The organism is Candidatus Zymogenaceae bacterium, assembly GCA_016931225.1.
Taxonomy (GTDB): Bacteria; Desulfobacterota; Zymogenia; order Zymogenales; family Zymogenaceae; genus JAFGFE01.
Window position 1 is genome coordinate 115,418 of sequence record JAFGFE010000040.1, and the last position, 19,998, is coordinate 135,415.

Consider the following 19,998-nt stretch of genomic DNA (forward strand, 5'->3'; position numbering starts at 1 on the left):
CATGATACCCATCTTGGGATTTGTGTCACTTCACATGCAATATGCTCATGAGACCGAAGTGATCCGACGGGTGCTGGTTGTTTTTACTCCTGTTCAGCACCACCTCGCTCGATGCGATATCGGACGCCTCGAACGATCCCCCCGCGAATATGAAATCGATCCTGCGGCATACGAAGTTGTCCATCACGTCCACCGCCTCCACCGGAGTCAGCCCCTCGGTTTCCCGTTCGTACAGGGTGATAATGTTCAGGTTTTCGTCCGGATTCCAGGTGTACCCGGGCCGATCCGGGTTGATTTCACCAAAGGTGTCGATGAATCCCGCATTGACGATGTCCTGTATTTCCGGAGCATGGATCTGGGCGTTGAAATCGCCCATCAGTACCACGGGAGCATTCTCCGGGACGGTCTCTGTAATCCAGTCGAGCATCAGATCCACTTCCTCCTGCCGCCAGACCTGATCGGTTTCGATCTTGGCCAGTATCTCGTCCATCCCCTCGGGCGAGAGGCGCCCGTCGTTCACGGCCTCGGCCACGATATCGAAGAACCATTGCTCATGGGGGGGACCCGCATGAATGTGCGTATTCAACAGATACACCGTCTCCCCGGCGATCTCAATCACCCCCCCCACCACCTGGTTGGCCTCGGAAAAATGAAACGTGAAAAAATTCGTAATGACGCCGCCCCCCGAGAGCCGCTCCTTGCCCAGGGAGCGAAGATTCAGCTCCTTTTTGGCCAGAATTGCGTCCCCCTCCCTGAAGTTGGCCGGGATGCCCACACAGCCAATATGGATGCCCCCCATGCCGACGGCAGAGACGTAATCCATATTCAGGTCTCTGGCCAGTTTCCGGGCGTATCCGGGGAGCGGATTCGCCTCGTTCAGGGCGATGACGTCGGGATCCAGGGCGGTCAGCTCCTCGACCAGAAGGGTATATCGCCCTTCCCGCACCTGTTTCGTCTCGTACTCTCCCATCTTCAGGGTGCCGATGTAGTCGAGCCCCGACCAGATATTTATGGTCACCACGCGAAGTTCCTCTGCGGCCGTGTTAATGGCCCCAAAAAGAACGATACATACCGCCGCGATACATACGATCGACAGAACTGACGAAAAACGCTTCATACCGACCTCCATATCAATCTTGGTCGTTTTCTTCAAGGTTTTTGTTCGTTATCTGTGGGGATAGGAAACGGCATCGGCTCCCAAGTAAGATTTTCCTCTTATTGTAATGACCGCCGCACGATATGTCAAAAGAAAAACGGTGAATCGGTTACTCTCCTGACACATGCAATTACAGGGAGCATCGCAGTATGGTTTTACGACGTGTATCTCTTTACAAACCATCCCGACCGTGATAGCTTTGGGAAAATTGATTGAGGAGTACTGTATAATGACGCTGGCGGATCGAGATGTCATGGAGGCGATTTTTGCCCCGAAGAGCGTGGCGATCGTGGGTGTCCCCGCGGGGATGAAGATGGGGCGGCTGTTTCTCATGGGACTGTTGTCCTCCGGATACCGGGGCGCACTCTTTCTCGTCAATCCGAAGCTGGATGAACTCGACGGGATGAAGGTCCTCAAACAGACACGTGATATTCCCGGCCCGCTGGATCTTGCGATCGTGCTTGTTCCCCGGGAGAAACTTTTGGATATCATCGATGAACTGGGAGAGGTCGGAACAAAGGCGGCGGTCATCTTCACCGCCGGGTTGGGCGAGCTTGGATCGGACGGGATGAAACAGCAAGAGCAGCTCGTCGATCGGGCGCGAGAACACGGCATCCGGCTCATCGGACCGAATTGTCAGGGGGTGTACGCCCCCCGATCCGGCCTGTCGTTCTTTCCCGCCATGCCGACGACGGTGGGAAACGTCTCCTTCGTCTCCGGGAGCGGTTCATTGGCCTCCCTCTCCGTGGGCCGGGGAGCCTCCCGGGGGATGTATTTCAACAAGGTTATCAGCTTCGGCAACGCCGCCGATCTGACGGCTTCTGATTTTTTCTCCCACTTCGGAGACGACCCGGAGACAAAGGTCATTATCTCCTACATCGAGGGCATCCCGGAAGGACGACGTTTTTTTGAAACGGTGATGCGCGTCAGCGCACTGAAGCCGGTGGTGGTCTGGAAGGCGGGCCTGTCCGACTTCGGCGCCCGGGCCGCTCAGTCCCATACCGGCGCCTTGGCCGGCGACGAGCGAATATGGCACTCGGCCCTGATCCAGGCGGGAGCCGTGCCGGTTTCGGGAATGGACGAATTGATCGATACCGCCATGATCTTCTCGTTTTCCCCACGGCCTGTGGGAGATCGGGTGGCGATCCTCTCGGGGCCGGGAGGGCTGGCCGTATCCGCCGCCGACGCCGCGGCGCGGGTTGGTCTGAGGCTTGCGACCCTGTCCGACGAGACACAGAAGAAGATCGCGGCCGTCCTGCCCCCGGCGGGGATCAGCATCCAAAACCCGGTCGACGTGGGCCTGGGCGCGTCGGGGATCGTCGAGCAGTACACGAAGCCGGCCAGGTACCTGATGGAGGACGACGGCGTGGACGTGGTGGTGGTCATCGGCGGGACATTCGTCCGGGAGATGAATCAAGCGTACAGGCGGGAGTTGATTGCGGCCCGAAATGATACGAACAAGATACTGATAGCCGTCAACCTGCCGGAGTTCGCCCGGGCCGTACAGGACGACGATACGGACACCGACTTTCTCAACGCAGGCATCCCGGTATACCCTTCACCGGAGCGGGCCATGATCGCCCTGGGCGGGGCGGTGAGATATGGGCGATATATACAAAGAGAGCGCCGGGAGTCCGCATAACCGATGATATCGTCATCGGCGTGGGCCGCCGCCGCGGCGACGACCCGATCACCTCTCGGGCAGGCCGTCTCGATCGAAGCCTTTTTTCAGCTCCCGAAAATAGTCGATGGTCACCTCCAACCCCTCCTCGAAACTCACCATCGGCTCCCAGCCGAAGAGCTGCATGGCCCGGGAGATATCCGGCTTTCTGCGAGTCGGGTCGTCGGAGGGAAGCGCGTCAAAGACGATGGAGGATTTCCCCCCCGTCATTTCCTGTATGATTTGTGCAATATCCAGAATGGTGTGTTCTGTGGGATTCCCGATATTCACCGGTCCCGGATACGTCGGGTGATCCATGAGCGAAACCAGCCCCCGAATCATATCGGACACATAACAGAACGATCGAGTCTGGGAGCCGTCTCCGAAGACGGTGATTGACCGGTCCGACAGCGCGGCCCAAATGAAATTGCTGACGACTCGACCGTCATTCCAGTGCATATTGGGTCCGAACGTGTTGAATATCCGGGCGATGCGGATATCCACGTTATTCTGCTCATGATAGGAGACCATCAGGGATTCGGCCACTCGCTTGCCCTCGTCGTAACAACTTCGGGGTCCGATGGGATTGACATGCCCCCAGTACTCTTCCGGTTGCGGGTGTACCTCGGGATCGCCGTACACCTCGGACGTGGAACTCAACAGGATCCGCGCCCCGACCCGCTTTGCCAAACCCAGCATGTTGAGCGTGCCGATGACGTTCGTCTTGATGGTCTTGACCGGATTGAATTGGTAGTGTATCGGTGATGCGGGACAGGCGAGATGATAGATCTGATCCACCTCCAGCAGTATCGGCTCCACCACGTCGTGTCTGATCATCTCGAATCTCGCGTCTCCCATAAACGAGACGATGTTTTCCTTCCTGCCGGTAAAGAAGTTGTCCAGACACAGGACATCATGTCCCTGATCGAGAAGCGCGCCACAGAGATGCGATCCAAGGAAGCCGGCGCCGCCGGTAACCAGTACCCTTTTCATCTTCCTCACACCTCCCGGGGCCTGCCGATACAGTAATACGAAAAACCCATAAGTTTCATCTCTTTTCGGCTGTATTGATTTCTCCCGTCGAAAATCACCGGCGTCTTCATCAGCTCCTTCATGCGCTCGAAATCGGGATTGCGGAATTCATTCCACTCCGTCACCAGGAGCAGGCCGTCGGCGCCGGTGACGGCGTCATAGGCGTCGTCGACATATTGAACCCGATCGGAAAAGATCGTTTTGAAATTCTCCATCGCCACCGGATCGAATACCAAAACCCGGGCTCCGGCCTCAAGCAGGGCCGTCACAACCTCGATGGAGGGCGCCTCTCGTATGTCGTCGGTATTCGGCTTGAAGGAGAGTCCCCATACGGCGAACGCTTTTCCTGTTATATCGCCGTTGAAATGATCCAGCACCTTCCCAACCAGCACCGATTTCTGGCGTCTATTCACATCCAATACGGCGTCGAGGATACTCAGCGAATACCCGTTTTCTCTGGCGGTTTCCGCGATCGCCGCCAGGTCCTTCGGGAAACATGACCCGCCGAAACCCACCCCCGGAAACAGAAACTTCGGCCCGATGCGGGAATCCGATCCGATGCCCTTCCTGACCCATTCGATGTTGGCGCCGAGTCGATCACAGAGATTCGCCATCTCGTTCATGAATGATATCTTCGTGGCCAGAAAGGCGTTGGCGGCATATTTCGTCAGTTCGGCGGATCGGACGTCCATGATGAGAATCGGATTACCGGTACGGGTGAACGGGCCGTACAGCTCCTTCATGATTTCCGCAACCCGCACATCTCCGGTGCCGATTATCACCCGCTCCGGCCGCATGAAATCCTCAACAGCCGCTCCCTCCTTCAAAAACTCCGGGTTGGAGACAACATCGAACTGATGGGTCGTCTCCCTCCCGATGATCTCTCTCACTCTATCCGCCGTACCCACCGGAACGGTGCTCTTATCGACGATGATCCTGTATCCATCCATTGCGCGTCCGATATCCCGGGCGACCTCCAGCACATGGGAGAGATCGGCGCTTCCATCTTCATCCGGGGGGGTACCGACGGCAATAAAAAGGATCAAAGATTCTTTCACGGAACCTGTCAAATCGGTGGAAAAGAGAAGCCTTCCCTTTCTGTGGTTTCGCCGGACAAGATCGGTCAACCCCGGCTCAAAGATGGTAACCTCTCCCGCGTTGAGTTGTTCAATCTTATGCTCATCTTTATCCACGCAGATGACATCATTCCCCATATCGGCAAAACAGCTTCCGGTAACCAGTCCCACATATCCGGTGCCGATAATACAGATTTTCATGTTCTCTTCCTCTCGCTGAGTTCGATCCGAAACGTATCAATATCGGTGATTGTAAACGGATAGCGACTGAAAAGCAATATGGAAACACGAAAAAGAGGTTTTTTACAATCTCCAATTTTCCTCCTTGACACCCTTCGAAAGATGGACTATACAGGGGAAACATCCTGCCCGTCATACAGTAGTTTTTCAATATTGTATCAATGTATTCTAAAGGATTACATTATGAGTACCAATTTGGGATGGGACATTGTCGTAGAGCTTTCCATCTTGTGCGCATTCCTCCTTTTGGGCTCCTACCTGCGGGCCCGCGTAAAGTTTTTTCAGAACTTCCTGGTGCCGGTGGCCCTCATCGGGGGATTCATGGCCATGCTTGCCAATGAAAGCTTCCTCGGCAAGCTGTGCGGGATATATATCCCCTTCGATGAAAACCGCCTGGGGATTTATGTGTATCATCTCCTATCGATCACCTTTATCGCCATGGCCTTTCGCGGCCGTGGGGGGGCCAAGGGAAGAGACGCCGTCGCCATGGGCATCGGCTCATCAACGCTGTACGCACTCCAGGGTCTCGTCGGCATCGGCCTGGGATTTGCCCTGATGTACACGATCTCCCCCGATCTCTTTCCCACGTTCGGCGCCCTGGCGCCCCTGGGCTTCGGACAGGGACCCGGCCTGACCTACTCCATTGCCCACAACTGGGAGGTGAACTCCAATTTTGCACATGCGGGGAACCTGGGTCTGACCATGGCCGCCCTCGGATATTTCTGGGCCTGTTTCCTGGGGGTGCCGATCGTCAACATCGGTATACGAAAAGGATGGTGCGCCTTGGTGAAGGACAAGTCACATCTGAGTAAAGATGTGTATATGGGCTTCTTCAGCAAGGACTCCGAGCGCCCCGAGGCGGGACGCCTCACCACCACCTCGGAGGCCGTGGAGTCGTTCGCCTTCCACGGCGCCCTCATCGGGATGATGTTCCTGATAACCTATATTCTGATGCAGGGGGTGGTCGCTCTGCTGTTAAAGGTCAACGCGGGGGGATTCGCCAGCACTCTGGAGGGATTCTACTTCATCTTCGCCACACTGCTGACGCTTCTGGTGAGAAAAATTATGGATAAGGCCGGATTCGGCCATGTTATCGACGACGGCATTATGAGCAGGATCGCCGGCTTCTCGGTGGACTTCCTGGTGGTCGCCGCCATCGCCGCCATATCCCTGGGCGTGGTGATGAAGTTTATCGTTCCGATACTGATCACCAGTGTGGCTGTGGGGTTGATTACCCTACTCTTCTCCTTCTGGTACGCAAAACGCTCGTTTGCCACCTATCATTTCGAGCGGGCCATCGCCATCTACGGCATGCTGACCGGGACCATCAACACCGGGCTGATCCTCCTTCGGATGGTCGATCCCGAGTACAAGACCCCGGTGGCCCAGGACCTGGTCTTTACCAGCGCCATCTCCCTGCCGCTGTGCTTTCCGCTCCTCTTGTTTGTAAACTGGCCGGTGAATGGGGTTGAGGTGACGGGTGATACCTGGGTCACCGCCGATCCCTCTTTTTACTGGCAGACGCTTGTGGCGATCGGCCTGATGTACGTTATTCTCCTGATTGTATATCGGGTGACCGGGCTGCTCCGTTTCAAGCGGCCCTGGCTCAAGTTGTGGCCGGAAAACGAATCATAAGAAACCGCATCCGACGAAAGCCGGTTGAGCGTTGATACGGGCATTCCGCCCGGGTATGGGTGCGGGCATTGCGTCACATTGAGAACAATTCCCTTAAAACCATGAAAACAAAAAACCCCCTGAAAAGGGGGTTTTTGTGCATGTGAGCGAAAGCACTCACAGGCGTGACGGCTCATGCTATCCGAAATACAACATCGCCGGGGACTCAGGGAAATGGATACGGGTCTTCCAGATCGTTGACGTCGTCCCAATTGTTCCAGGGCTCCCTGTTGTAATCCATAATGATCCATCGATCCCGAAAGACATCGGGGTCGATGTTCGCCGAACAGGTCACAATAAAATGATGCGAGCCGTCCATAGGATTAACGTATTCATTGACATACCAGTCGTTGTAGTACTTCGGGTCCATGATCGGGTCGAAGTTCAGCACCTCCGGTTCGGTGGAGAATTCACTGAATTCGCCGTAATAGGCGATTTCGCTGGTATACGTACCGCTGAGCAGCACCCGGGCCTCGCTCTGCATCGACTGGGAACGATACTTGAGAAACACCGGTATGGCGAATGACGTGATAATGAAAAGGATCATAACCACAACCATCAACTCGATGATGGTAAATCCTTTATCATCCTGTATATTCACGCGTTTTCTCAACATCTTCATTGTGGATCTCGCTTGACGGTTATTGAACGGAAAAACATGCACTGTGCGGGGACATTGTAGCTATATATGATAAGAGTTTATTGCAAGAATTGTTCCAATCGATGAGTACCCGACACTTGATTTCAATTGATAAATAATAGATATTACTATATCTTTTGAAACATCACCCGGTCTTTTCTTTCTATGCATATGGGGGAAAACACTATTCTTGCGATTATGCAACTTCCTTTGTTATTGTGCAAAACCGATATGCACCCTCATATTTCCGCCATGTCCCCTCACATATGTTACTATATATATCAAAAAAAACAATCCACGTCAATTGTATTGACTATGGTCACTCAATACTCTATAATTTTACGTCGTACAAAGAAATATCATGTATATATCCCCATTCGCTGTTTCTCGTGATATGAAAGACGTCGGCGCGACGGCGTGTGCCGTTTCCGGTCTTTTAAATATTATCTTTTATCTCCATATTTTGTGAGGGAATCACGGTCATGGCTGCCGATACGAAAAAGAAAAAGAGACAATTAGCCATTCTCACGATGATTGCGGTTATTTCTATCAGCACCTTCCTCTACATCAGTTTCAAACCTTCCGAAAAGGCGAAATCCTATGAGGAGTGCAAGAACCTGTTTGACACCGGGGACTTTACCGGATGTGTCACGTGCCTGGATAATTACATCCAGACAAACCCGGAATCACAGGCGTATCTCATGCGGGGAGACGCCAATGAAAAAATCAAAAACTACGAAGCGGCCCTCAATGATTATACCGAGTTTCTCAATAAAAACAAGTCGAGCCACGAAGTGTACTTCAAGCGCGCCCTGGTATACGAGAAACTGGGGAGGTTGGACGAGGCGCAAAATGATCTCAACATATCCTGTATGTACGAATACGCGAAGGCCTGTAATTACGAACTGGCCAAGAAAAGCGGCGGATCCGGTGGCAGCACGGTGACCGACGAAACGGGACACTCCGCTACAGATTGGGTTACCGCCGCCGGCGATTATATTAAAGCCGAAAACTATTCGGATGCCGTCGTCGCCTTAAACGCCGCCCTCACCTTGGATCCAAACCAGACCGATGCGTATCTCTTCAGAGGTCTGAGCTTCAGCAATCTGGGACGCTATGACGAGGCCCTGGCAGACTACAACAAGGTGCTGACGACAGACCCCAACAACCTGAAGGCCCTCAATAATCGTGGCGTCGTGTATTGGAAGCTGGAACGCTATGATGAGGCGATGAATGATTACAAGACGATCCTCTCACTCAATCCAAACGACTACATCGTACTGAATAATCGGGGAGTACTGAACTTTCAGATGGAAAACTTTGAAGCCGCACGAAAGGATTTCGACAGAGTCATCAGCCTGAAACCGGACTTCGCCCCCGCCTATCTGAATCGAGGGGTTAATTTCAGCAAAATGAATGATACGACATCGGCTAAAAGGGATTTTACCAAGGCCTGTGAACTACAGCTTAAACTCGGATGTACCGAAGCGGACAAGCTGTAGGACGTGCGACGATAGAGAATTCCATACCGTTTTATCGGTCTATAGTCTATATACAAATATATAATAAACGGCATCGACCTCGGACGCCGTTTTCAATTTCATCCTGTGTGTAAACACCGAACAATCACTGCATGTACTGCGTTGATGAACGCGGAGTAAAACGTCGCGGTTCAACTTCTCCCGAGAAAATGGAACACGGAAGACAGTGATAATACAAAAAACTTGATTCAATTTTGATTTATGTGGTATATTTACTATCTTTCATGGGTTCTGAAGTACCCGATGGTACAGACGAAAGGAGGGGAGGTGAAAATAATTGGAGGTTAAGGTTCACGACAATGATGTCGAGAAGGCTATAAAAGTCCTCAAGAATAAGCTTGCAAAAAGCGGTTTCTTCAAGGAGATGAAGGAGCGGCGCTATTACGAAAAACCGAGTATCAAGAAAAAAAGAAAACGGGCGGAAGCGAAAAAACGCGCCCTCAAGGCCATGCGCCGCAGGAAGCAGGACTATTAGACAAATTGAGGGACCCTCAATTTGTCTACCGTCATGTAAAAGCCATTGGCATCGCATATAGTAGAAAGATACACTGAACCAACACATCTTGTACCCGGCGTCCCAATCACGCCGGCCGAATCAAACATCGATATAACAATTTCAAGCGGGGAGATATGACACATGTCTCCCCGTTTCCTTTTCATCATCCTCGCCCCCCTTTATTTTCTGTATCGGGAGACGCGCACGGCCCTCTGGCCCTTGCTTTTTTTTATTGAATATGATACACCTTTCTCCATTACGCGTTCGAATGAAACAAGCGCCGCCACCAACTGAATTCCAAATCCACCCTTTTCTCCGGAGGGATGTATGCGGCTGGAAACAGCGCTGATCGCGCTTTTAGCCCTTCTCCTTATCTACCGTATTCTCAAGGGAACCGTAAAAAAACTCGCCCGGAAACGCATCCGTCGCCAGAGTCTCAAGACGATTCGTCGGTTTCGTATTCGAATCGAGCGGTTCAAGCTGACGCGGAAGAAATACATCAAGTTTCAGATCCTCAAGGAACGGGAGATCTGGGAGGAGATGGATCGATACGCCAGAAGAAACCAGATTACCACCGAGGAGGCGATGGATCGGGTCGAGGAGTACATCGACGAGATCGTCCCTTTCTTCAATATCTTATCCTACTACAAATTCGGATACGCAACGGCCCACTTCCTTCTGAATCTCATTTACAACGTTGTCATTGACGAAAAAAATCTCAGTATGTTGAAACGGGTGCCGAAAAACAGCGTGGTCATTTACATCATGAACCACCGGAGCAATGCCGACTACCTCCTCGTGGCCTACATGCTCGCCGAGCACATCGCCCTCTCCTATGCCGTGGGGGAATGGGCGCGCATCTGGCCCCTCGAGTACATCTTCAAGAGCTTTGGTTCCTATTTCATTCGCCGAAAATTTCGTGAACCACTGTACCATAAGGTGCTGGAAAAGTATGTTCAGCTCATCAGTAAAAACGGTATCACCCAGGGCATCTTCGTGGAAGGGGGGTTGAGCCGGGACGGGCGGCTCAGGGACGCGAAGGTGGGCCTGATGGATTATATCGTCAAGATCCTTCAGGATGATGATTTCACCCAGGATGTGATCTTCGTGCCGACGGCGATCAACTACGACCGGGTCCTGGAAGACCTCAACCTAGTGCGCGAGATACACGGCGCACCCCCGGAAAAAAAGGGAGTCAAAAAGCTTCTCTCCGGCGCGTCCATTATCGTCCAAATACCCCGGGTCATCATCAGAAACGGTTTTTACTACATATTCAAGGGGATTCGTAAATACGGGTATACATCGGTGGCCCTGGGACGACCGATCTCCCTGAGACATTACCTTGAGGTGAGGGGCAGGGACATCTTCTCCCTGGAGGACAAGGAGAGAAAAAACGAGATAAAGCTCTTTGTGAATACCGTCATGAAGCGTGTGGGTGAGGTCATCCCCGTTACACCGGTGCCGCTGGTATCCCTGACGATACTCAAGGACGGACGAGTTGTGATACCCAGAACGGAGCTGCTCCACGGCATGAGAAAGGCCCTCAGCCACCTTGTCCAAAAGGACGCCCGCATCGTCCGCGGGGACGAATTTCTGGACATCGAAACGGAAAAGGCGCGCCTGAGGGCCGTGGCGCAGGACAGAACCCGGGAACTCCTGGATTTTGAACACAGCCTCATCGAAACCGAGGAGATGGACAGAACCCTCTCCCTGGCGCTGGAGGTGCTGTCGCTTCGGAATATCGCCTGGAAGAAAAAGGACGACATCGTCATAAATCCGAATCGGAAGGAGGTGCTCACCTATTACAGCAACTCCATCATTCACCTTTTCGACGAGTGAGGTCCGGTTGACGAGGAGATCCGGCGGCATGTAATACCGATCCGATCACACGGCACAGATCCCCTTTCCCCGGCACGGTAACCTTTCGAACAACACGGAGACACATGGAGCATGATCATCTTCCTTGAAATTGCGAGCTTCGTCCTTACGGGCCTATTGATATTTCATAGCGTCAGGGTTCGCGGCGTCTCCTTTACCCTGCTGTTCTTCATCACAGGCGGGATTCTGGGCGTCCTGCGGGAAAATGCCGTTGCGATCCTTTCCAATCTCTATCAGTACAATCCTGCAATGTTCACCCTCTGGATCGGACATGCCCCGATCATCCTCATGGTCTTCTGGTCGTTTACCGTCTATATTTCCATGTCCCTGTCCGAGCGGATGGTGTCCGGCGACCTCCCGAACGGCAGGCGGGTGGTTCCGGTCATCGGTCTCTCCATGGTGTGCATGGGGATATATGCCTGCTTCAACGAGGCGATGGCGTCGTCGTTTCCAATGATACTGTGGAAGTTCCACCCGGATATTACCGTCTGGGGAGACACGCCGATCATAGTGATCTTCGGATACGCGGGCCTCGCCGCGATCATGCTTACAATACTGTATCTGATACACCGGCGTCCCTGGAAAACGTGGGTAAAGGTCGCCTCTGGTGCGCTGTCCACGATTGTCATGGTCCCGTTACACCTGGCATGGATCGCCCTGACGAGACTCATCATCCAGGTGCTGCACAGGGTCCCCGTATAAAAAGAGACGCCGCTGCAATTTTCACACAGGCTTGATGCGACTCGTCGTACCGACGGGAGGAAATAGATGCCCGATATCATCTGCACAGGAGAGATGCTCATCGACTTCGTCGCCGCCGAAAAGGGATACGGCGTCGGCGACGCACCCGGATTCATCCCGACACCCGGCGGCGCGCCGGCGAACGTGGCGGTGGGGGCGGCGCTCCTGGGAGGATCCGTCGGATTTATTGGTAAGGTGGGGGACGACCCGTTCGGAAAAAAGCTTGTCCGGGTCCTGGAATCATACGGGGTGGACACGAGTGCGGTGAGTTTTGCAGAGTACGCCAGGACCATGCTCGCCTTTGTCAGTCTTACCGAAGAAGGAGACCGGGACTTCGTCTTCTATCGTCACCCCTCGGCGGACATGTTGATTGTGCCGGAAGACGTCCCGGACGGATATCTAGATGGTATCCGTATCTTCCATTTCGGCTCCATCAGCCTCATTGGAGAGCCGTCCCGAAGCACCACGCTCACCCTCGTCGAGAAGGCCCGGAATGCGGGAGCTCTCATCAGCTTCGATCCGAACATACGGATGTCCCTCTGGCCCGATGAAGACACCGCCCGGGAGACAATCATGATGGCGATCAAGCTTTCCCACGTGACCAAGCTCTCCGGGGAGGAGGCGGAGTTGATCGCCCGGGATCCGAACCCGAAGCGGGCGGGGCGCATTATCGAGATGATGGGACCGGGACTGGTGGCGGTGACCCTGGCGGAAAAGGGGTGTGTCGCCGTGACCGCCCGGTACGGTGTGGAGGTGATGGGACACAAGATGAAGGTTGCGGACACCACCGGCGCGGGAGACGCCTTTACGGCGGCGATGCTGGTGAACCTGACGGAGATGGGGGACGATGTCCTCACAAACCCCGGTCTTTTGGGAGACCTGGAGTTGATTCGGATATTTCAATTCGCCAACGCCGCCGGCGCCCTGACCACCACCGCCACCGGCGCCATTCCCGCCCTTCCCCGACGGGAAGAGATCGAGGCGTTTCTCCAGAGGGAACGCTCCCGGGCGCCGCTGCAATAACATTGAGAAAAAGAAGTGTTAGAAGAGCTTCGTCAGCCAGCGAAAGCCGAGGGCGAATATCCGTCTGGCGGGGGTGGTTGAGAGGGCTTTGCGGATGAGTGATAACAGGGGCAGAGACGGCACGTGATCAGGGCGGTATTCGATTTTCGTGACGTCCCCGATAAAAAACCGCGATTGAAACAGGCTTTTGATATAAAAATACGTGATCTGTGCGATGATGTCCCAGGCCCGCTCCCGCTGCCGGGAAAGGTCGTCGTATCGGTATGCCCCCATCGCCATCGTCACCGGCTCCACCAGGTGATAAATTCCGAGACGGCTCCCGGTCAGCTCCCGGGCCGACCAGAGCAGGTACATGCAGCCGGTGCAGTAGGTGACCAGTCCGTCTACCCCCGCGGCTTCCGCCTCGGCCAGCTTTCTCATGGCTCCCTTCATGATCTTGAAGGGAACCGACGCCTTCGGGATATCCGCCGCCCCCCTGCCGAATCCGCAGCACAGAGAATCGAACCGATTATGGGCCAGCTCCACCACCTCGGCGCCGGTATCGGCCAGAATCTCCCGCACGGCGTCAAAGAGGCTCTCCCCCGCCGCCTTCGCGTAGCAACTGTCGTGCACGGCGAGTCGCAGTGAAATCTTCTTCTGAAGCTCGATCCGTCCGGACCAGAGCTCATCGGAAAGCCAGTGGGTAAAGGAGAGGGGGGTGTCTTCGAGCTGGTAGTTTTCGGGGAACACCCGGGTCATGAGCTGTATCACCGCGTCAGTGAGGAGATACGGCGTCGTCTCGCCGGATGCCAGTTCGTCATAAAAGGGCCGCACCGCTTTTCCGATGTCCTGCACGACCTCGATGTATCCCGCCTGAGCCAGGTACGCGCCGCTTTCCCAGTGTTCGATGGGATCAAGCAATGTAAAGGAATCAAACAAGGGGGATTCGAAGATATGCGGAAACAGATGGGCGTAGTTCCCGATGATCAGGGGGCGTTTTCCGGGCGTGTCCAGATCGCGATGCCATCGGGAAAAAGCCCCCCTTTCTTTCGGCGACGCCAGGATATTCAGGGTCGTCCAGGCGTTTTGTTTCATATTGGGGCAGACATACCGATAGATGGGCGAGGCGCCCCGGCGCCGGTAGAGATCGTTGAAACGGCTCAATACCAGGTAGTAGGGACCGGCGTCGGTGGGGCAATAGGTATTGCATGAAAAACACGACGCGCAGCGTGCGAGCACCCGCCGGGCCAACGGACCATCGGTGCCGGCGATCAACTCGGTAACAGCGGTCCTGGCGTCCTCGTCCGAAAGGTCGAGTTCCGGACAGCGTGCCATGCACAGGCCGCATCCATTACAGCGCTGTTCAACAAATCGCACGGTCGTCCTATTACATCATTTTATCAAGGCTTTCCCGATAGATATTCAGATCCCCTTCACTGAACAACACAAATCGAACCAGCTTGATCTCTGGATGATCGTTGATGTAATCAATGACGGTCCTCAGCGCAACTCGTGACGCATCGCGGATCGGGTATCCATATGCGCCGGTGCTGATGGATGGGAAGGCGATGGATGTGATGCCCTCTTTCGAAGCGATTTCAAGACTGGTGCGATAGGCACCGGCCAGAAGCGTCTCCTCACCCTTTGTCCCACCACGATAGACCGGTCCCACGGCATGGATTACGTATTTCGCCTTCAGTTTGCCTCCCGTGGTCAACACTGCGCCGCCCGTGGGGCATCCGCCGATCTTTCTGCATTCCGCCATGATCTCGGGACCACCCACGCTGTGGATGGCACCATCGACTCCCCCCCCGCCCCGAAGGCCGGAATTAGCTGCGTTCACAATGGCGTCTGTGGTTTCCGTGGTGATATCTCCCTTTGCCAGCTCCAGAACGCTGGAGCCGATATTCATGCGTGTATCGGACATAATGAATCAATTCTCCCAAAAAAACTCCATTTCCCCTGAGTGATTGGAGAATTATAGGAAAACATCGATAAAATGGCAAGACAATTTACCCAAAAATTTTTCTTCCCTTTCATGACGATTGTCACCGTTACACACCGATCACATTGCGTTATTGACACGGGAAGCAAAATTCTGCTATGATTTTATATATAGATATCACACTACGGAGATCACCCATGAACACCGCAAAGAAAAGTCGTGTTATCCTCAGACGCTGCAACGCATATGAACCCAGGCTGATATCCGGTATCATCTCGGAATCCCTCACCGACCTCGGATTCAAGCCCCACGGAAAAACCCTTATCAAGCCCAACGTCGTCAGCGCAAACAAGGCCTACATCTTCGATTCCTACACCAATCCTGTGGTTGTGGGAAGCGCCGTCGACGTGGTACGGGACATGGGGGCGCGGGACGTGACCATCGGTGAGTCCGGCGGATACGGAATCCCGTCCCGGCTCTTCATGAGCGAGGCCGGATACTTCGACATGGCCAAAGAGAAACACGTTCGGCTGGTCGATTTCAACGAAGAGCCAACGGTGACGGTGCCCCTGAAAAAGGGTGTGTGGCACACCTCCATGCTGGCTGCCAGAAGCCTCGCTGAGGCGGAGTGTAAGATCTGGATGCCCAAGCTGAAATATCACATCTGCTGCACCGTCACCAACTCCGTGAAGCTGAATATTGGCATCCTCACCCACAAAGAGCGGATGCTCTATCATGACGACCGTCTCAACGAAAAGATCGTGGACCTTCTGGAGATGGGCTACCCGGACGTGGTTATCAGCGATGCGATACGCATCGGTCACGGCTTCGAATCCGCCCCGAAGGCCTTCGACCTGGGGCTGCTTCTCTTTGCGGACAGTCCCCTGGCCGCGGATGCGGTGGCGGCGAAGATACTCGGGTTCGAGCCGACGGACGTCATTCACCTGACGCTGGCGGCCGAGCGCGGCTACGGCTCCATCTCCCTTGACGATATCGAGGTGTCCGGAGATGTAACCATCGACGAGCTCTCCGAGAAAACGGCACACATTGAAAGCGAATTCCAGGACATCCATCGCGTGGATACGCCGCTGAAATTCTATCCCGGCGTGGATCGGGATCGGGGGCGGTTCTGCTATGGCGGGTGCCTGGCCGCCATAAAGGGATGCCTGGGAACAATCGACACCCGGCGTCCCGGCTCGCTCAAGAACTGCAAACCCGGCGCCCTGGTTACCGGAGTCTATGACGGAGATGTCATTCATCCGAACGACACCGTCCTGATGATAGGGAAATGCGCGAAAGTGACCGGGAAGCTCGAGGCGAAAAGGGTCGTACGGGTGGGCGGATGTCCCATGGGAGCCAAGGAGCTGTTCATGGTCATCCCCAGGCTGTTCGACATGCCCAGCCCCCTCTTCGACCCCCGGGATGCGACACTCTTCATCTATCATTCGATCATCAAGGCGGGGAAACGCCTGGGCGCCCGATTCGCCTGAATATGACAGGAGAGAGGGAAAACATATAACGAGAACGGATGTATTGCGTCTCGCATGTCCGCCGCATCATTGCACGTACGACGGATCCTCCAGTCCCATATACACTGATCTTTCCTTACTTATATAGATACACGGATCATGTTATGAGCGGTACTTCTCCCTTCTCAATCCGGGCGGACAGAAACCTTCCCGACGTTTCGTTTTACGATTTTATCGAAGCCCTTTCCATGGCCCTGGACGCCAGGGATCCGTACACCGCCGGTCACAGCTACCGAGTTGCGGACACGGCCGAGTTGATTGCACTGGCGATGGGATACCCGGACGAGTATGTCTCCCTGGTTCACATCGCCGGATATCTCCACGATATCGGAAAGCTCGCCGTCAATGCAAACCTGTTCATCAAGCCGGATAAACTCACGATACAGGAATTCGCAGAGGTCCAGCGCCATCCCGGCGTCGGCAGCGAGATTATAAAAAAGGTCAGAGGGCTTGAACCCCTCGTCAACATGGTCCTTCATCACCACGAACGCTGGATCGGGATGGGCTATCCCCTGGGCATCTCGGGAGAGGATATCGACCAGGGGGCGCGCATTCTCGCCGTGGCCGATTCGCTGGATTCTCTGGTAATCCCAAAACCCTTTAGATCGGCGGTCACCATTGAAGAGGCCAGGGAGGAGATCAAGAGGTCCTCGGGCCGTATGTTCGATCCCGCCGTGGTGGACGCCTTCCTGGAAATCCCCTCCTCGGTCATCCAGGAAATACACAGGAAATACCGTCCGGCGGTATCGCCGTAATCTCCATCACGCCCCCATCGATCCCGCCGGCATCGCCGGAACATGTTGCGTTGTACACTCCGAATCTGCTATACTCGCCTCGGAGAGTTTCACAATGAGCGGTGCGTGTATGGATACGGCGACACGGCGAGAGAAAAATGAATACGCAAACGAGCATCATTCTGCGAGGCCGCCGCTTCGGCCTCATCACCCACATGGAACATCGGAATAACGACAATGGGATTCGACTGCGGCATCATCGGGCTTCCCAACGCGGGAAAGTCCACTATATTTAACGCACTGACCGGATCGACGGCCGCGGTGGCGGGCTACCCCTTCACCACCATTGACCCGAATACCGGAACGGTTACCCTACCGGACGAGCGGCTGCAAAAGATAGCCGCCCTCATCGACCCGAAAAAGCTCACCCCGGCAACCATGGAGTTCGTTGACGTGGCGGGGCTGGTTCGGGGCGCACACAAAGGAGAGGGCCTGGGAAACCAGTTTTTGGGCACCATCAGAAACCTTCCCGCCATGGCCCATGTGGTGCGCTGCTTCGAGGATGAAAACGTCGCCCATCCTGAGGGAGACGTAAATCCGCTCAGGGATATCGAGATCATCGAGACCGAGCTGATTCTCGCGGATATCGCCACGATCCAGCGCCGCATCGACAAGGTGAAAAAGACCGCCCAGACCGGAGATGCGGATGCAAAGCGGGCGCTGGCGGTGTATGAAAAAACCATCGACGTCCTCGACGCCGGGAAGCCGGCATCCACTCTTTCCATCGTCGCCGAGGAGCGGGCGGTGTTTGACGAGATGCAGCTTCTCTCGGCGAAGCCGGTCCTCTTTATCGCAAACCTGGACGAAGACGCGGTAATTACAGGAAACGAGCACTCGGACCGGGTCAGGGCCGCGGCCGAGAGCCGGGGGTCGGGTTTTGTGACCATCTCCGGAAAAATCGAGGCGGAGCTTTTGGACCTGGAGGAAGACGAGCGGGCGGAATATCTCGGCGAGCTGGGCCTCTCCGAAACCGGACTCGCCCAGGTCATCAGGGCCGGGTACAGGCTGCTTCGCCTGGTGACCTTTTATACCACGGTGGGACCGGAGCTGAGGGCCTGGTCCATCACTGAGGGGACCACCGCCCCCGCGGCAGCGGGAAAGATACATACCGACATGGAGCGGGGCTTCATCCGGGCGGAGGTATTGAGCGCAGAGGACCTGTTCGCCGCCGGGGGGGAGCACGAGGCGAAGGAATCCGGTAAGGTGAGGATCGAGGGGAAGGAGTATGTGATCGAGGACGGGGATATCGTCCGCATCCGATTCAATGTCTGATGGGGGGGCGCACAGCCCACGTGAAAAAAGACGGCGCGCGCAACCGGCCCCGAAATGTTTTTCCCATCGCGATTGTTTGCTGTTCCCCGGGTTCGTCCTGTGTCGCCGTCCGGCAGTTCGATGCTTTATAACTTCGTGGGACGCGCTCCTACATTCACAGCCCTCTTTATCATCTCATCATCTCAAGACCCCGAACGTCACCCTTCGTCCCGGGAATCCGGGTCGATCACGGAACATGATGCTCTCCGTGCCCGTTCTTCGACGGGGAAAAGAAAGTGCTTGACTTTAAAATAAAAACATATAAAATTATGTGATTATTTTGGTTTTCTCGAAACGGAAACTCATTTTCTCCTTGCTCGGAAGGGGGCAGATACGACGACACATCGCGTGAATTGTCGGCTCCCCGCTCATACCGGGCTTGAAACCCAGAAGGAGGTGTACCCCGTGCGTACCTACGAAACCATCTTCATCCTGGACCCGGACCTGTCCGATGAAGATACCGAAAAGTCCCTGGCGAAAATTCAGGACATCATCACCAGCCAGAACGGCACCATTGCCCTGACGGAACGCTGGGGCAAGCGCAAGCTGGCCTATCGAGTCAGAAAAAAAACAAAGGGAAATTACTTTCGCCTCGTCTATTACGCCGAAGGCAGCCTGATCGCCCCCCTCGAACGCATCCTTCGTATTACCGAGGAGGTCTACAAGTTCATCACCGTCAAGCTCGCGGACAAAGAAATGGATATCGCCTCCCTCGTGACGAGCGATGAAGAGGAGTCCAAAGACGAAGAGAAGCGGTCGACTCCAAGACGCGGTCCTTTGAAGAGAGATCGTGACGACAACGATGAAGACAAAGACAAAAACGACGAAGATAACGACGACAAAGACGAGAAGGAAGACGTGGGGGACGACGACGAGAAGGAAGACGTGGGGGACGACGATTAAGGATTCCACACGATCCGGGAGCATCTCGATGCATGCATCCATACCCCCGGTCCTGACCCGTGAGGGCTTCCTCTCCATGCCGATCAGATGAAAGGAAACAAATCGTGGCAGCTTTCGTAAGAAAAAGAGGATTTCGCCGAAAAGTATGTAAGTTCTGCGCCAATCCCCAAATAAAGATCGATTATAAAGACCCGAAAAACCTCCGGTATTACGTGACGGAACGGGGCAAAATCGTACCCCGCAGGATATCCGGCAACTGCGCCAAGCACCAGAGGGAAATCACCCTCGCCGTCAAGCGGGCGCGGATCATCGCGCTGCTTCCGTTCACCTCCAGTTCGTATCACTATTAATACGAGGGGCCTTCCGCGCCCTGTGTTTTT

At 54.7% G+C, this 19,998-nt stretch carries 18 protein-coding genes; 12 read left to right on the forward strand and 6 right to left on the reverse strand.

The window, feature by feature from the left end:
• Positions 1-25: 25 nt before the first annotated feature.
• On the reverse strand, positions 26-1,117 hold the full coding sequence (locus tag JW885_15960; protein MBN1883663.1) for an endonuclease/exonuclease/phosphatase family protein: 1,092 nt from the start codon (positions 1,115-1,117) through the stop codon (positions 26-28).
• Positions 1,118-1,385: 268 nt separating this feature from the next.
• Between JW885_15960 and JW885_15965 the strand changes: the two genes are divergently transcribed.
• A complete protein-coding gene (locus JW885_15965) occupies positions 1,386-2,798 on the forward strand; it encodes a CoA-binding protein (protein ID MBN1883664.1) in 1,413 nt (470 codons plus the stop codon).
• A gap of 48 nt (positions 2,799-2,846) precedes the next feature.
• On the opposite strand, the gene JW885_15970 is transcribed toward JW885_15965, so the two are convergent.
• Both JW885_15970 and JW885_15975 read right to left on the reverse strand, forming a co-directional pair.
• A complete protein-coding gene (locus tag JW885_15970; GenBank protein MBN1883665.1) occupies positions 2,847-3,809 on the reverse strand; it encodes an SDR family oxidoreductase in 963 nt (320 codons plus the stop codon).
• 5 nt (positions 3,810-3,814) lie between these two features.
• Positions 3,815-5,125 carry a UDP-glucose/GDP-mannose dehydrogenase family protein gene (locus JW885_15975; GenBank protein MBN1883666.1) on the reverse strand — a complete coding sequence of 437 codons (1,311 nt, stop codon included), beginning with the start codon at positions 5,123-5,125 and terminating at the stop codon, positions 3,815-3,817.
• A 222-nt stretch (positions 5,126-5,347) separates the two neighbouring features.
• Here JW885_15975 and JW885_15980 point away from each other — a divergent pair, with 222 nt between their 5' ends.
• Positions 5,348-6,799: a hypothetical protein gene (locus JW885_15980; protein MBN1883667.1), complete on the forward strand. Its 1,452-nt coding sequence runs from the start codon at positions 5,348-5,350 to the stop codon at positions 6,797-6,799.
• A 205-nt stretch (positions 6,800-7,004) separates the two neighbouring features.
• On the opposite strand, the gene JW885_15985 is transcribed toward JW885_15980, so the two are convergent.
• Positions 7,005-7,439: a prepilin-type N-terminal cleavage/methylation domain-containing protein gene (locus JW885_15985; protein MBN1883668.1), complete on the reverse strand. Its 435-nt coding sequence runs from the start codon at positions 7,437-7,439 to the stop codon at positions 7,005-7,007.
• Positions 7,440-7,960: 521 nt separating this feature from the next.
• Between JW885_15985 and JW885_15990 the strand changes: the two genes are divergently transcribed.
• The 5 genes from JW885_15990 (at position 7,961) to JW885_16010 (ending at position 13,157) form a co-directional block, all read left to right on the forward strand.
• Entirely contained in the window at positions 7,961-8,980 is a 1,020-nt protein-coding gene (locus JW885_15990) for a tetratricopeptide repeat protein (GenBank protein MBN1883669.1), read from the forward strand.
• Between the two features lie 316 nt (positions 8,981-9,296).
• Entirely contained in the window at positions 9,297-9,494 is a 198-nt protein-coding gene (locus tag JW885_15995; GenBank protein MBN1883670.1) for a 30S ribosomal protein S21, read from the forward strand.
• Between the two features lie 348 nt (positions 9,495-9,842).
• Positions 9,843-11,354 carry a 1-acyl-sn-glycerol-3-phosphate acyltransferase gene (locus tag JW885_16000; protein ID MBN1883671.1) on the forward strand — a complete coding sequence of 504 codons (1,512 nt, stop codon included), beginning with the start codon at positions 9,843-9,845 and terminating at the stop codon, positions 11,352-11,354.
• Between the two features lie 111 nt (positions 11,355-11,465).
• Entirely contained in the window at positions 11,466-12,095 is a 630-nt protein-coding gene (locus JW885_16005; GenBank protein ID MBN1883672.1) for a hypothetical protein, read from the forward strand.
• A gap of 66 nt (positions 12,096-12,161) precedes the next feature.
• Positions 12,162-13,157, forward strand: coding sequence for a hypothetical protein (locus JW885_16010; protein MBN1883673.1), 996 nt, complete (start codon positions 12,162-12,164; stop codon positions 13,155-13,157).
• A gap of 18 nt (positions 13,158-13,175) precedes the next feature.
• Here JW885_16010 and JW885_16015 read toward each other — a convergent pair whose 3' ends face one another.
• Positions 13,176-14,471, reverse strand: coding sequence for a (Fe-S)-binding protein (locus tag JW885_16015; GenBank protein MBN1883674.1), 1,296 nt, complete (start codon positions 14,469-14,471; stop codon positions 13,176-13,178).
• Positions 14,472-14,523: 52 nt separating this feature from the next.
• The gene (locus JW885_16020; protein ID MBN1883675.1) at positions 14,524-15,048 is read right to left on the reverse strand and encodes an O-acetyl-ADP-ribose deacetylase; all 525 of its coding nucleotides are present in this window, start codon (positions 15,046-15,048) and stop codon (positions 14,524-14,526) included.
• A 230-nt stretch (positions 15,049-15,278) separates the two neighbouring features.
• On the opposite strand from JW885_16020, the gene JW885_16025 reads away from it, so the two are divergent.
• The 5 genes from JW885_16025 (at position 15,279) to JW885_16045 (ending at position 19,968) form a co-directional block, all read left to right on the forward strand.
• Entirely contained in the window at positions 15,279-16,571 is a 1,293-nt protein-coding gene (locus JW885_16025) for a DUF362 domain-containing protein (protein ID MBN1883676.1), read from the forward strand.
• A 143-nt stretch (positions 16,572-16,714) separates the two neighbouring features.
• A complete protein-coding gene (locus tag JW885_16030) occupies positions 16,715-17,365 on the forward strand; it encodes an HD-GYP domain-containing protein (protein ID MBN1883677.1) in 651 nt (216 codons plus the stop codon).
• Between the two features lie 216 nt (positions 17,366-17,581).
• The gene (gene ychF, locus JW885_16035; GenBank protein MBN1883678.1) at positions 17,582-18,676 is read left to right on the forward strand and encodes a redox-regulated ATPase YchF; all 1,095 of its coding nucleotides are present in this window, start codon (positions 17,582-17,584) and stop codon (positions 18,674-18,676) included.
• A 444-nt stretch (positions 18,677-19,120) separates the two neighbouring features.
• Positions 19,121-19,618: a 30S ribosomal protein S6 gene (rpsF, locus tag JW885_16040; GenBank protein MBN1883679.1), complete on the forward strand. Its 498-nt coding sequence runs from the start codon at positions 19,121-19,123 to the stop codon at positions 19,616-19,618.
• Between the two features lie 104 nt (positions 19,619-19,722).
• Entirely contained in the window at positions 19,723-19,968 is a 246-nt protein-coding gene (locus JW885_16045) for a 30S ribosomal protein S18 (protein MBN1883680.1), read from the forward strand.
• The last annotated feature ends 30 nt before the right edge of the window (positions 19,969-19,998 follow it).